The organism is Cytobacillus sp. QJM3NY_8 (assembly GCF_056173585.1).
Genome location: NZ_JBWBUY010000002.1, coordinates 144,521 through 157,093 on the forward strand (window position 1 = coordinate 144,521; position 12,573 = coordinate 157,093).

15 protein-coding genes are annotated in these 12,573 nt (G+C 36.6%); all 15 read left to right on the forward strand.

All coding sequences use genetic code 11. The features are described 5' to 3' along the window. Positions 1-99: 99 nt before the first annotated feature. The 15 genes from AC0VZ9_RS27595 (at position 100) to AC0VZ9_RS27665 (ending at position 12,572) form a co-directional block, all read left to right on the forward strand. On the forward strand, positions 100-1,005 hold the full coding sequence (locus tag AC0VZ9_RS27595) for a S1 RNA-binding domain-containing protein (protein WP_009336099.1): 906 nt from the start codon (positions 100-102) through the stop codon (positions 1,003-1,005). Beyond that, positions 1,005-1,961, forward strand: coding sequence for a hypothetical protein (locus AC0VZ9_RS27600; RefSeq protein ID WP_159868165.1), 957 nt, complete (start codon positions 1,005-1,007; stop codon positions 1,959-1,961). Before AC0VZ9_RS27595 ends, AC0VZ9_RS27600 begins: the two co-directional genes overlap by 1 nt. A 4-nt stretch (positions 1,962-1,965) precedes the next feature. After that, positions 1,966-2,556 carry an HD-GYP domain-containing protein gene (locus tag AC0VZ9_RS27605; RefSeq protein WP_159868162.1) on the forward strand — a complete coding sequence of 197 codons (591 nt, stop codon included), beginning with the start codon at positions 1,966-1,968 and terminating at the stop codon, positions 2,554-2,556. Positions 2,557-2,794: 238 nt separating this feature from the next. Further along, positions 2,795-4,321 carry a hypothetical protein gene (locus AC0VZ9_RS27610; RefSeq protein WP_159868159.1) on the forward strand — a complete coding sequence of 509 codons (1,527 nt, stop codon included), beginning with the start codon at positions 2,795-2,797 and terminating at the stop codon, positions 4,319-4,321. Further along, positions 4,318-5,082 (forward strand): hypothetical protein, encoded by a 765-nt coding sequence (locus tag AC0VZ9_RS27615; RefSeq protein ID WP_159868156.1) that lies wholly within the window; start codon positions 4,318-4,320, stop codon positions 5,080-5,082. Before AC0VZ9_RS27610 ends, AC0VZ9_RS27615 begins: the two co-directional genes overlap by 4 nt. 16 nt (positions 5,083-5,098) lie before the next feature. Continuing rightward, positions 5,099-6,256, forward strand: coding sequence for a P-loop NTPase family protein (locus tag AC0VZ9_RS27620; protein WP_159868153.1), 1,158 nt, complete (start codon positions 5,099-5,101; stop codon positions 6,254-6,256). A gap of 13 nt (positions 6,257-6,269) precedes the next feature. After that, complete coding sequence (locus AC0VZ9_RS27625; protein ID WP_236566286.1) at positions 6,270-7,796, forward strand: ATPase, T2SS/T4P/T4SS family; 1,527 nt, start codon at positions 6,270-6,272, stop codon at positions 7,794-7,796. Continuing rightward, positions 7,789-8,772: a hypothetical protein gene (locus tag AC0VZ9_RS27630; protein WP_019379623.1), complete on the forward strand. Its 984-nt coding sequence runs from the start codon at positions 7,789-7,791 to the stop codon at positions 8,770-8,772. Before AC0VZ9_RS27625 ends, AC0VZ9_RS27630 begins: the two co-directional genes overlap by 8 nt. A 15-nt stretch (positions 8,773-8,787) precedes the next feature. After that, positions 8,788-9,702 (forward strand): hypothetical protein, encoded by a 915-nt coding sequence (locus tag AC0VZ9_RS27635; protein WP_236566285.1) that lies wholly within the window; start codon positions 8,788-8,790, stop codon positions 9,700-9,702. A gap of 26 nt (positions 9,703-9,728) precedes the next feature. After that, complete coding sequence (locus AC0VZ9_RS27640; protein ID WP_157380284.1) at positions 9,729-9,872, forward strand: hypothetical protein; 144 nt, start codon at positions 9,729-9,731, stop codon at positions 9,870-9,872. Between the two features lie 11 nt (positions 9,873-9,883). Further along, the gene (locus tag AC0VZ9_RS27645) at positions 9,884-10,036 is read left to right on the forward strand and encodes a hypothetical protein (RefSeq protein WP_019379620.1); all 153 of its coding nucleotides are present in this window, start codon (positions 9,884-9,886) and stop codon (positions 10,034-10,036) included. 27 nt (positions 10,037-10,063) lie between these two features. Continuing rightward, a complete protein-coding gene (locus tag AC0VZ9_RS27650; RefSeq protein WP_009336089.1) occupies positions 10,064-10,225 on the forward strand; it encodes a hypothetical protein in 162 nt (53 codons plus the stop codon). Between the two features lie 55 nt (positions 10,226-10,280). After that, on the forward strand, positions 10,281-10,658 hold the full coding sequence (locus AC0VZ9_RS27655) for a hypothetical protein (protein WP_019379619.1): 378 nt from the start codon (positions 10,281-10,283) through the stop codon (positions 10,656-10,658). A gap of 11 nt (positions 10,659-10,669) precedes the next feature. Continuing rightward, positions 10,670-11,167: a peptidase M23 gene (locus AC0VZ9_RS27660; RefSeq protein ID WP_159868150.1), complete on the forward strand. Its 498-nt coding sequence runs from the start codon at positions 10,670-10,672 to the stop codon at positions 11,165-11,167. Positions 11,168-11,525: 358 nt separating this feature from the next. Beyond that, on the forward strand, positions 11,526-12,572 hold the full coding sequence (locus AC0VZ9_RS27665; RefSeq protein ID WP_159868147.1) for a hypothetical protein: 1,047 nt from the start codon (positions 11,526-11,528) through the stop codon (positions 12,570-12,572). The last annotated feature ends 1 nt before the right edge of the window (position 12,573 follow it).

Here is a 12,573-nt window from a genome sequence, read left to right on the forward strand (position 1 = left end):
GGGAGTCCCCCAAGAACCAGAGTAGTACTACACTACTCTCGTTTTTGGGGGACTTTTTTTGTTTGCTTACCTGCCTTTTTAAAATCAGGAGGGATACAAATGGAAGAACTCACAACAAAATCTTGGAAATCTGAAGAGCAGCTAGATGATCTTGCAAGATATAAAAGAAATAAAGAGATTGTTAAAGGGGTTGTTACCTCTGTAGGAGTAATAAAAGCAAGGGTCCTGGACGCTGACTCTCAAGAGTATGTAAATAAAGAGACTGAAATTGCTTATCTAATGCTTGAAAACGGGGTAACAGCTTATTGCCCGGCACATGAATTCTCATCACATGAGTTCCGCAGCCTAAATGGATTTGCAGGTACGATGCAGGAGTTCCTCATCGACCATCTGGATTTAGAACAAGAAATTTTACTTGTCAGCATAAAAAAGGCAGATGAGATTAAACGGGCAAAATTTTTAAGCCAGCTTGAGGTTTTAGAAGAAACTGACCAATTGCATGAATTTGTGTTTGATGGAACGATAACTGGTTTTGATAGAAGAACTAGAAGAATTTTCGTTCGTGTAAATGGTGTTGATTGCACTATGTACCCAGACGATTACAGCTGGGAGCGGGGAAGACGTATTGAAGAACAAATTCACCGCGGAGAAAATATCAAAGTAAAGATTATTCGATTTAACAAAGAGCGCAATACCATACGTGTCAGCCGTCGTCATACAATGGAAGATCCATATGAAAAACTAGAATCGTTACAATCCAGAAATGCAATCGCTGGTAAAGTTTCAGGTGTAGACGCTGTTCACGGCATCTTCATTCAACTGGATGTTGGATTAGAAGTAAAAGGCGTTAAACCTAATTATCTGGAGGAGCCAGTGGTCGGAGATGTGGTAAGCTGCGCCATTCGAAGCATCGATAAAGAGAATCGGAGAGCCAAAGTTGTCATTACTGGATATCCAAGGGGTAAAAAGAAACGCAGGGACGTTGGAGCGTTCTTGTTTGAATAATGGAAGCTCTTATTCAAGACCAGCCTAACCCAGGAGTAACACAGGAGTATCCATTACTCACAACAAAGAAAGGTGAAGTGCCTTTATGGGATCACCCCTTCCTTAAAGGCACTAAGGTCTTGCCGAAGAAATACTACCCTTACACTAATTTAGAAAGTGTTGTAGAACATTTTACGAGGGGTAGGTTAGACGAGAAGGATTTCACACTCTTAAAAGTTCTTGGTGATGCCATTTGTGCAAACGAAAACCAATTACGAAGGTACCTATTGCCTATTATGAGTTCTTCTCAAACATCTTTAAGGCTAGACCGCTTGCGCCGAAATGGGTTTGTTGAACGCTGGAAAATACGAATTCACGGAGAAGAGGATGCAGTAAAACCACCCGCTCCCTTTACTTTGGGAATGGCCGGATTTAAGCTTTTAAAGCACTATTATAATTCTGATTTCTTTATGGACGCGAATCGTTGGGATTCTTTAGGTGTTGGTGGAATCAAACGATATGTATCCATGAATGAACTTCGCTGTTTAATGGCGGAAATGAACATCTTAAAAAAATGGAAGTGGAATCCGATAATTGCCACTCACCATCAAAATAACCGACCATTAGGAGCGGGAATCATAGAGTTTCCCCAGGGTCAAATGAATTTCCTTATTGATCGAGTTCAAGGGACTCAAAACTATATTGGGTATTTCAAGGAAAGACTATTCAATTGGAAAAACATTTATGAACACTATGGAAGAATTCCGGTAAGTGAGTTTCCTGATAATACTTCCTATATCATAATATTTGCTTCCACCCTTAGCATTGCGAATCATATACATCAAGAACTAATGCTGGATACCTTCCCATTTAATATATGGGTATGTGTCGAAGAGGATGTTCTTGAAAGTGGATTTAATACTTCTTTTTACATTCCGAACAAGCAAGACCTAAAACGAATTAGACTTGATTTTTAAGGAGGTGGAGAAAATTAACGAGGAGCTTTTAGAAGAAACTTACACTCTTGTTACAGCCTTATTTCATCACTGTCTCGATACGTATATGCACTCATTCAGGGTAGGGGATGAATTATATGCTTTCTCCAACTTCTTAGGATTTAGTAATGCTCAAGACATTTTTGTGCTGGGGCTTCTTCATGACATTGGTAAGCTTAAAATCCCTTACTCCTTGCTGAATAAAACTACACCTTTGACTGAAAGTGAATTTGCAGAGATAAGAAACCATGCCGACTACGGTAAAAAAATACTTTATAAGCTTGATGTCTTTCCTCCAGATTATACAATGTGTATTAAATATCATCATGAAAACTTTGATGGCAGCGGGTATTTTGGAATTGCGGGCAAAGAGATTCCACTTCTTGCTCGGATGATAAGAGTCATAGACAGTTACGATACTATGCTAAATGGAAGAATTTATCAGCATACTAAATGTCATGATGTAGTAGTTCACGAATTGTTATCTAATAAGGGGATACTATACGATCCAGATATAGTTGATCGATTTATACAATTTCTTTCAAAGCGATTTACACTGCAAGCTACTCGAATATAATGGTTGAATTTAGCAAATCGGGATGATACAATGGGATTACAACAATGCAGTTGCTTTATAGCCTTGAAGCAACAGCCTTTCTTAAAGTTTTTTAGTGTGGGCCTTCTAAGAGATTAGGAGGCCTGAAAAAAACTATAATAAAACGGGAAAAACCCGAAACCTAATTTCCAATCAATACTACATGGTATTGTTGGTGATTACGTTTCGGGTTTTTTGTTTTTTCCAGGAGTGATTTTAAATGCCTAGAAAAGTGCTTATTGCTGTAGGGGATAAATCGTATACAGACATATTGATTAATACGTTTCAGCAACATACAGAGGATTTCACCTTATCCTCCCAAGAAGTGCTGCATAGACGTTTCCTTCAAGAAATTGTTGAAATTGAAACCCCAGAAATATTAATTATGCACGATTATTACCTTGAAAGTGATTATAACCGACAGGAATTGAAAGACAAAGAGCTCATATTATTCCTTAAAGACATGCGGATACAGTTTGAAGACTCTTTACGTATCGTTTATTTATGTGAAAGGCCAAAAGGGGATCCAATCCTTTCAACAATAGTCAGTTTAGGGATTATGGATATTTTCAATACAAATTCATTTGATTTGAGTGTGTTTGTTGAACAGCTAAAAGCCAAACCACAATTCTCTAAAGTTGCTAAGTTCCTTTCATCAGAAATCTTTTCAGATACCTCTAAAGTCAAAGAAGTTGAGCACCGCTCCAGTGAGGAAGAAATAAACGAAAATGAAAGTAAAGCTGATGAAAACCACAACCATGAAAAGCAAAAGCAAGTCGTCCAAAAGGTAATTGAAAAGAAAGTCGTTCAAAAAGTCGTTAACAAAACCACTATCAAGAGGGACTACACTTTTCATGTACATAACCATAACGAAAAGATTGTAGGTATTCCTGTAAAAAAGAAATTAGTGATGATTGGTAGCCCGATTGAACGAAGTGGCAGCACATTTATTTCACATCTTTTGGCAAGGTGCTTAGCGAAAATGGGCGTTTCCACTACCTATGTAGAATCTCCATTCTCTAAATCGTATACATATGATCGATTTTTCGGGCATTTATATTCGGATGAGTACAAAAGTAAATTCTATCAATTCAGCAAGTACATAGATCCAAAGATTAAAAGCATATATGACTGGAGCAAATCAGAAGTAGATATTATTTGCAAACACCCCACTAAAGAGCCGCTTTATCAGGAGGAGGACGTTTCATTTGATGCACTTATCAAAGTATTGTTCTCTTCTAACTCGACAGTAACCATAATGGATGTTGGTACTGACTGGCAATACGAACTCTATCAAGATGTATTTGACATTGCTGATCATGCTTACTTCATTCTTGAACCTGATATTCCTTTTATCCAGCATTTTGAGGAATCAAGTGAAAAATCAATTGAGTTTCTACAAAAGCAGCTTCAGTCTGATAAATCTTCATTGGTAGGAAATCGATTTGATAAAGCTCTAATGAAAAACGAATTGCTTAAGGATCTTTACCTGGAGAAAATGATAACCCATTTACCTTCTTTTCCAGTAACAGATGTGTTTCAAGCACAGTTCCAGGGATTATTCTTGAATGATACAAAAGATTACGAAAAACAATTGGAATCAAGTTTGCGGCCGCTTTTGGAAGATATCCTTCCTGGTGATTTTCTTAAGAAACAAAAGAAAGCTTCTGGAGTATTTAAGGGGCTCTTTAATAAGAAGATTAGTGTTGAAAAAGCGGAATCCAAAGGAGAGGAGACAACTGTATGAAGCCGGGAGTCAAAATAGCTTTAGGAATATTCACTTCCGTGGCTACTGCAGGATTTATTTTTGTATACGATTTTTATATAAAAGATCGTATTTATTCAGCAGAAGTAGTCGTTGTGAAAGCTGGGGAAGAAATTCTTAAGTCTGAAAGTATAACCAAAAATAAGTTAGCTATAGAAAGAAGGCCAAAAGAGGCACTAATTGACGATGTGGTACTTGCACAAGATATGGACCAAATAGTGGGGCAGGACTCATCCGTCAATATCGTAGGAAACTCAATGATATCAACTAAAATGATTGATTTTGAACAATTGATTCCCGATGAAACCGAAGGAGAAGCTATTCGCCCTATTACAAAGGAAATGATTTATGCTCAACCAGGTTCATTGCGAAGGAAAGACTCTATTGATATATATCTTGTCAATCAGGATGGAACAACGAATCTTATTACCAACGGTTCTCCCGAAGTTACCTCTGAAACAAAGGAAGAAACAGATTCAAAAGAGGCAGAGTCTAAAGAAAAAGTTGAAATCAATACTTCAGTCAACACTAAGCCATTCCTTAAAGATGTAAGAGTGGTGTACGTAAAGGATTCCGGCAATAAAGAAGTCGTATCTGCTGCTGAAGGTAACAAAGGCGATAAACGCTTAGATGCTACCTCTACCATCAGTGATCTGGAAGTGATATTAAATGAAGAGGACTTTACAAAATTAATGGGTGAGGTACTTGGTAAGGGAGCCCGCTTATATATTACTTACCATTAAAGGAGAGTATTATCCCATGAATCTATTAGTGATATCAAAAAACTCTATCTATAAAGAACGGTTTGAAAAACATGAGGAAATCACGACAGTACTTATAATTGACGAAGCAACAAAAACAAATGTTGAAATCAATGCCATTTTATTAGATGGTGAGAGTTTTGATTTAGATAGTTTACAACAAGTTAGAGATCTTTTTCCGGAGAGTTTAGTCTTTTATAAACCGCTTGGAGTAAACAGCGATATTATCATGCGAAATATTACCCGCTTATGTGCTGCCTATAAGGTCAAGGTCTTAAGTGAATATTCAACAGTGGATCAAGTTGTAGATGAAATTATTAATCAGATTACAAACAAAGATGATTACCTTTCAAAAAGACTTGTCAGTTTTTTCGGTACCCATAGCGGGGCGGGTGTTTCAACTACTACCCTAAATCTTGCCCGGTCACTCTCGAATAAGATAGAAGAGAAAGTCCTGGTCCTAAGTTTAAACAGCTGGGATCCATCTGATTATTTTTATCACTATAACGGAAATTATTTAAATGACTTAAAAGTTGACCTGAAGACCCAAAACTTAACACCAGCAAGGCTTTCAGAAGCGGTTTCACATCAAAATGGGTTTTATCACCTTGCAGGAAACCGGGATATTAAGATGCAACGGTTTTACCAACCACATGAAATTGAACATCTTATTAAAGTCGCTCAGCAACTATTCGATGTGATTTTAATCGATGCCGGTACTCATTTTGATACCGCTCCAACGGTTCAATCCTATATATCTAGCAATTTACGCTTTTTGGTAACAAACCAAGAAGAAAAAGGTTATAGAGGTTACTTCCCTTACGTTTTCCAACAACTTATTGAGCCTACTGGTGGTGTGTCAGACGACTTTATGTTGATTATTAATCGTTTTCAACCGGCCAACATGCTAATTAATGAAAAGGCATTAGAAGAAGAGCTCGGAATGACCAAGGTAGCCACACTGCCTGATATGGGTGACCTAGGAGCGATGGCCGCATATCAAAAGAGGCTCCTATATGATGTATCGGATTCTTATTATACAAAAAACTTAGACCTGCTATCGAATTTAATTATTTCTGAATGTAGGCTAACCGAAAAAGAGCAGCTTATAGAAGAACGGAATGAGAAAAAGAGATTCTTTTCTTTCTTGAAATAGGAGGTGGTTATCGTTGAAGCAAATTAAAATGGAATTGGGAGTCGAAAAAGAATTTAGTTCTTCTGATTGGTTGGCAGAGACCGTTCAAAAAAAAGGGTTAAAAGTAAATTACATTACAACCTTTGCGAGAAAGAGGTCCTTTAAAGATATCTGCCAAAAGGTCCGGGAGCAATTAAATGACATTATTGTAGATGGATCCATTTCAGAACCTAACAGAGAAAAAGGAAAAGACCTCGATGAAGTACACTACAATGAAAATATTTGGTTGGAACGTCAGCATAAAGCAGTAATTGGTGATGCACAAGCAATGTCTTACTTTATTACGAAGATCAATGAGGTTTTACAAACAGAGAATATTACCACTAATGAGTATCCTCGCTTTTATGATTCCCTTGCTGAAGCTATCTTTCATGAAGTATGGGGAGTCAGTATCCTTCACAAATGGGACAAGCTTCCGAATAGTGAAGCAGCCGTCATACGTGGAAAAGAACTTTGGCTTGATATTGATGGTCAATTTACAAAACAAATAGAGGAATTTGAAAATGTAGAGGCTGTCGAACGAATAAAAAGGGCTTTTACTATGAGGGTCAAAGATGCGGTTATTAATGAACAAACACCGGAACTTGAAATAGAAAGAGAAGACGGAAGCCGTATCACTATGATCCAAAAACCAAGAGGGAAAGAAAATTACATCATGTTCCGCCGCTTTGTTGTAAAAAATATGAGCCTTGAGGAACAAGCTAATTTAGGAACTATTCTTGTAGATGATATTCCCTTGTTTCGTGCATTATCCAGGGTAATGGCTAACACCATTTTTGCCGGCCGTGTCCGGTCCGCTAAGTCGACTTTTATGAAATCTATGTTGAGAGAACGGGATTCCAGCTATGTTGCTGCTGTTATGGAGAAGCACTTTGAGTTGGATTTATCCAAACAATTTAAAGACCGGCTTATCTTTGAAATACAAGCCAAAGAAGGCGATCTCCATCATGCTGTCCCAAGACTGCTAAGAATGGAGCACGACTATATCATAGTTGGAGAAATACGAAGTCTTGAAACTGAAGGCTATCTCCAAGCTTGTGAACGTGGGGAAAGGGGAGCATTTTCAACCTATCACCTTACATCTGTAGAAAATGTGGCACCGCAGATTACCCGACATATCTTAGACGAGTTTCCTAATCGGAACTTTGAAAATGAATTGGAACGAGTAGCGCGTAATATTGACATTATTGTAACCATGAGCGCGGATCGAGATAGGAGAAGAAAGCGAGTTATTGGAGTCACCGAAATCATATGGGATGAAGATAAAAGGGCTCACCGAACACAAGATTTAGTCAGGTACAGTCCAGTAACAGATAAATATTACTATTCTTCTAATATCACAAAAGATTTATTAACTCTTATGGCAGCTGAAAGTCTAGAAGATACAAAAATTCTCATTAAGCATTTAAAAGATAAAGAAAGACAATCACCAATGAAGGATTACTTAAAAATAAAGGATCAAATTATCGATACCCTCTTGGGAGAGAATCTAGATGGATAGCATCTTACACTGGGTATGGCAAATTGGCGTAAATTACTTTCTATATGCAATTCTTCTCTGCCTGTCATTATGGACTGCTAAAACAATTATGCTGTCATCAATAAAAACGAAGGTAAATGAGTGGAATTACAAATATAGGATCCGGAAGGTCAAAACGAAAGCTGTTTTGTCTAGGAGTCACGAATACAAAAATCCCCTATTAAAGCATCTTAACCTATTAATAAAAACGACTAGTGAAGAAAGGAATGAAAACAGTGTAGAAATTTTCCTTATTCTTTCAATACTGTTAGGGGTCTTATCAGGAGTTTTTATCCTATTCGTTTTTGGAGATATTTTTGTATCTGTGACGTTTGGCTTTCTATTACTTTTAATCCCTTATTTATTCTTAAGGTTAAAACTTAATAAGATACGTTATCTCATGAGTTTGGAATTTCTGAACATAGTTCAAAAGCTTACTCAAAATTACAATGCAATGCATAACGATATGTATCATGCTTTATCTGAAACTCAAAAAGATATCAGGAGTCCAGAATTAAGGAAAGTAATCGTTAAGTTAATTTCTGATCTCCAGGTCTCAAGGAATGAGTATGAACTCCGTGAAAGTGTTCAGGTATTTACTTATACAGCAGGGACAAACTGGTCGAAACGTCTAGGAAGTATTATCTTAAAGGCTTACCTCTATAACGAAAAGGTTCTTAATGCCTTAATGGTATTAACAAAGCAGATGGAAGAAACGGAAGAAATGTTAGAAGAAGAAAAATCTCAAACAATGGATTCTGTATACAACGGATACTTAACCATTCCGGTTTTTATTGGGTCGCTTATCCTTGGGTACTACTCTTCTGGTGCTCAGGATTGGTGGAAACTGCAGTTTGGTAGCCAATGGACCATCCTATTATTTTCAGTTTGTTTATTAGGCGTTGTTTTCTCAATTATTATTTCGGCATTCCTGAAAAGGCCCAAAAATGACTTATAAGAGGAGCGTAACCCCTTGGCTGAGACTATTTTCTTTAAATATCTTCCATATGTAATGTATACACTCTCTCTTCTTTTATCATGTTTAGCCGGTGTGTTGGTTTATACAGGATTAAGTTCACAAGCAGAAAGAGTACAAACCCGAATCCGTTTCAGAAATAGCTTAATAAAGAATAAAGAGAAGCTTGTTTCTAGTTCAAAAGAAACTAAAGCAGAGGAATGGCTAAAGCTTGCTCAGTATCCTTTGGGCATTACTGGTTTAAAATACTATCTTGTTACTTTTGGGTTCATCCTTTTCCTAACTATATACTACGTAATTCTTCCGATTTTCATTAATGGAGGAGCACAGAAATTAACAATGGTAGCAGCTGTTATCATCTTATTACTTGCTCTCCTGGCTGCACCAAGCAACCCATATTCTTTGTTTGTTTATTTGATGAAGAGAGTTATCGAATACCACCAAGCAAAAAAGCACGCGGAAGTTTTTATGTTATATGACTTACTAATTAACGAGATTGAAATGATGAACATCAGCAGGATCAATACCTATAATATATTGCGAAATATTAAACCCTACTTCGTTGTTTTGGACAAGCCACTCACAAAACTTCTAACTGCCTGGAGTAACGATGAAGGACCAAAAGCGGCTTTAGAGCAGTTTGAAAAAGAGCTTAATTCAAAAGAATCCCAGGCGTTAATAGGTGTTATAAAAAGTTTAGATGACTTAGACAGAAAAACCGCTTTGGGACATTTACGCGGAATGCATAATATGTTTGTTCGTTCGCAAATTGAAAATTATAGAAGGAAGAGAAAAATCACTACTGATTTATTAGGAATTCCTATTAAGATAACTCACTTTTTGATAATCCTGAACTTCCTTGTGGTCATCGTAACAATGGTATCAGTTATATTGAAATCTTCCAGAATGTAATAATTCTACATTCCTTTAAGGAGGTGATGTCGATAAATACTTCACTAAGCACATTTATGAAAATTGCCATCACTGCAGTTGTAATCAGTGCCTTTATTTTTGGAGCTATGTTTACAGATATGGGCAGCATTTCAGATTCCATTGCTGATTACATAACAAATAGTGGATAGGGTGAAAACGTGTGAATAAATCATTAGCCACTTTTATGTTAATGGCATCTATCGTCATAATTATCACTGGACTTCTCTTTGGAGTTGCCTATGATTCTTTAAAGCAAAAAAATAATCATCATGAACAAATGTTAAATACTGAGCACCAAATAAAATTTAAATAAATTATTTATTATTGGAGGAATTTAACCATGAATCAAACATTATCTACATTCTTAAAAATTGCAGTAACAGTAGTATCGATTAGCGCATTTCTATTCTTTATTGGATACAACATGATCAGCTCAGAATCTACAGAATATCAAACTGAAATTACTGGTATTAGTAACAACCTGCCATCTGATGGTAATTAATTTTTAAATGAGGGGGAGGCATCATAGCTTCCCCCTTACTAAGGAGGATTCTTAAATGTCAAAGACATTAGGAGAATGGATGACCCTTTTTATTGTCATAAATATTATGTTTGCTCCGATTCTGGCTTATCTTGATAGTCTACATAGAGAAGCTGTAGAAGTAGTTCTCACCGAGGGAGCAAAGAAAGCATCGATAGAAGGCAGATTCACTCCCGCTATTATTGATGAGATGAAAGACACTTTAGTAGATAGGTATAACTTTGATGAATCAAAAATTAAGGTAACAGCCACACAATCATTAACACCCCGTAACCAATATATAGAAGCAAGTATTGAAGCCCCAAGAAGTTTCATTTTTATTCTAGATATTTTTAATCAAGGTCCGGGTACTTTTAAAAAGGAAACCAAAATCTTAAGTGAATATATTAATTAGGAGTTATTTGTATGGCTACTACCCTTAGAACCATTCTATTTATTCTCTTATTCGCATTCATAACGCAAATTCAATTTAATCTTGATGCTGATAAAACAGCTACAAGGCAATTAAAAAATGCTTTGGAGTTAGCTGTTCACGACGCTGCCTTAGCTGTTAATCCTGAACAGTTGGGAAATGGACGAATTGTTTTTGATCAGGATAAGGCCATAGATAAGCTTAAAGCCAGTTTAGAAAAAAATTTAGATATTAAAAGTGGTTCCGGATTTGTTTATACACCAAATAAAAGTTCTTTTTATAAGAATGATATATTTCTTTTGCATCTTGAATTTATAGATGATAGTTATCCAAGGACCTATCCTTTTACTTACGTTAATGACCAATTCAAGATTATGGAAACTGTTGATGGTCCTAGTGTCATAGCAGTTATTAGTACTGAAAGCCCCCGCTGGTTTGTCGGAGATTCGAGCTTTATAAGGCAGGCAGCGGTTTATGAATATAAAAAATAAATAATGGCTCTTATTTAATTGACCCATAATACCCATATGTATTATGATTAAATTAATATATGGCTAACGGGAAAAACCCGAATGAATGATTGAACTTATTCAATTGTTTGTTCGGGTTTTTTTGTATTCATATTTAACCAATGTTTGAAAAGTCTTCCAAAATTTAATATAATAGTCTCAGATGTTAGCTTTTACTATTTTATTGCATCTCCTACTTTGGAGTTAGCGGATTCACAAAAAGAGCGGTTCTTTGGGACTTAAGAGTTACAAGGCTTATAGTATTTATTTACTATTGCCTAAAAACCTCTACCAAGGAGCCGTTTTTGTTTTGTGAAAAAAAATATAGGGGGAAGAACACATGTTGAGACAAAAGAATGCAACAAAAATCGAGGAAAATTCTAGAGAAAGAAGGGGAAGACGAATGAGGAAATTTATGAAGGCAACGTTAGCGACACTATTAGCTGCAAATATAGGAGGGATCTTTCAAAGTAATTCCGTAGAAGCAAGTTCAAAGGCCAGCTGCAGTATGACAATTCAATCGGATATTCATACAGAAAACAACTGGGCAAATGCAACCGGTCCCTGCAATGGGTTGGTTAACGGCTTTTATTCTGCAAGCGCTAATAACTTTCATGTTGTTGGCCACGTTACTACTGAAGTAACAAGAAGCGGTCAAAAGTTCACAATATCTATCTTCGAGGAGCCTTTTCAAGCGGAACTAACTGTAACAACTATCTTGAAGGCGAAACCGAAACCAGAGCCTAAGCCCGAGCCAAAACCAGAACCTAAACCAGAACCGAAGCCTCAGCCTAAGCCTAAGCCTGAGCCAAAACCACAACCAAAGCCAGAACCGAAACCTCAGCCTAAACCTGAGCCTAAGCCACAGCCTAAGCCAGAGTCAAAACCGACAACGAAGCCGGTGTCTAAACCTACAGAAACTCAAAGTCAAACAAATAAGACATCAACTTCATCTAATAGTAGCGGTGGAAGCAGTAAAAACACTTCAACAAATACCACAACAACATCAAAGGCAAAAGGCAATGAGGAAAATTCTAAATCAGTCACTGAAAAACAAGTAAAAGAGGTGGCGAGTGCATCAACTAAACCTTCTGGAGATAAAGAAAGCTCCAATGATGAAGCAGCAAAAGAAAAAGACGATAGCAAATCTGAAGATGAAAAGTCATCTGAAGATACTATAAATCAAGATGAGGATAACGGTGGTGATGGAGAAGAAAAATCAATTCAAACAGAAGAAAAAATTAATAGTCAATCTGCTTTAAAAGATGTTTCTAGTGATAGCAACCAAAATTCTAGTAACAATAAAATTTGGGTTGGCTTTTCCTTATTAATCTTAATGGCGATTGGAGGAGTTATTTGGTTTTTCAAATTTAGAAAGGTGAGATAGA

Excerpts from the sequence above, each read along its gene's own strand:
- AC0VZ9_RS27595 (WP_009336099.1), top strand. The coding sequence starts at position 100 with ATGGAAGAACTCACAACAAAATCTTGGAAATCTGAAGAGCAGCTAGAT.
- AC0VZ9_RS27600 (WP_159868165.1), top strand. The coding sequence starts at position 1,005 with ATGGAAGCTCTTATTCAAGACCAGCCTAACCCAGGAGTAACACAGGAG.
- AC0VZ9_RS27610 (WP_159868159.1), top strand. The coding sequence starts at position 2,795 with ATGCCTAGAAAAGTGCTTATTGCTGTAGGGGATAAATCGTATACAGAC.
- AC0VZ9_RS27615 (WP_159868156.1), top strand. The coding sequence starts at position 4,318 with ATGAAGCCGGGAGTCAAAATAGCTTTAGGAATATTCACTTCCGTGGCT.
- AC0VZ9_RS27620 (WP_159868153.1), top strand. The coding sequence starts at position 5,099 with ATGAATCTATTAGTGATATCAAAAAACTCTATCTATAAAGAACGGTTT.
- AC0VZ9_RS27630 (WP_019379623.1), top strand. The coding sequence starts at position 7,789 with ATGGATAGCATCTTACACTGGGTATGGCAAATTGGCGTAAATTACTTT.
- AC0VZ9_RS27640 (WP_157380284.1), top strand. The coding sequence starts at position 9,729 with ATGTCGATAAATACTTCACTAAGCACATTTATGAAAATTGCCATCACT.
- AC0VZ9_RS27650 (WP_009336089.1), top strand. The coding sequence starts at position 10,064 with ATGAATCAAACATTATCTACATTCTTAAAAATTGCAGTAACAGTAGTA.
- AC0VZ9_RS27655 (WP_019379619.1), top strand. The coding sequence starts at position 10,281 with ATGTCAAAGACATTAGGAGAATGGATGACCCTTTTTATTGTCATAAAT.
- AC0VZ9_RS27660 (WP_159868150.1), top strand. The coding sequence starts at position 10,670 with ATGGCTACTACCCTTAGAACCATTCTATTTATTCTCTTATTCGCATTC.
- AC0VZ9_RS27665 (WP_159868147.1), top strand. The coding sequence starts at position 11,526 with ATGTTGAGACAAAAGAATGCAACAAAAATCGAGGAAAATTCTAGAGAA.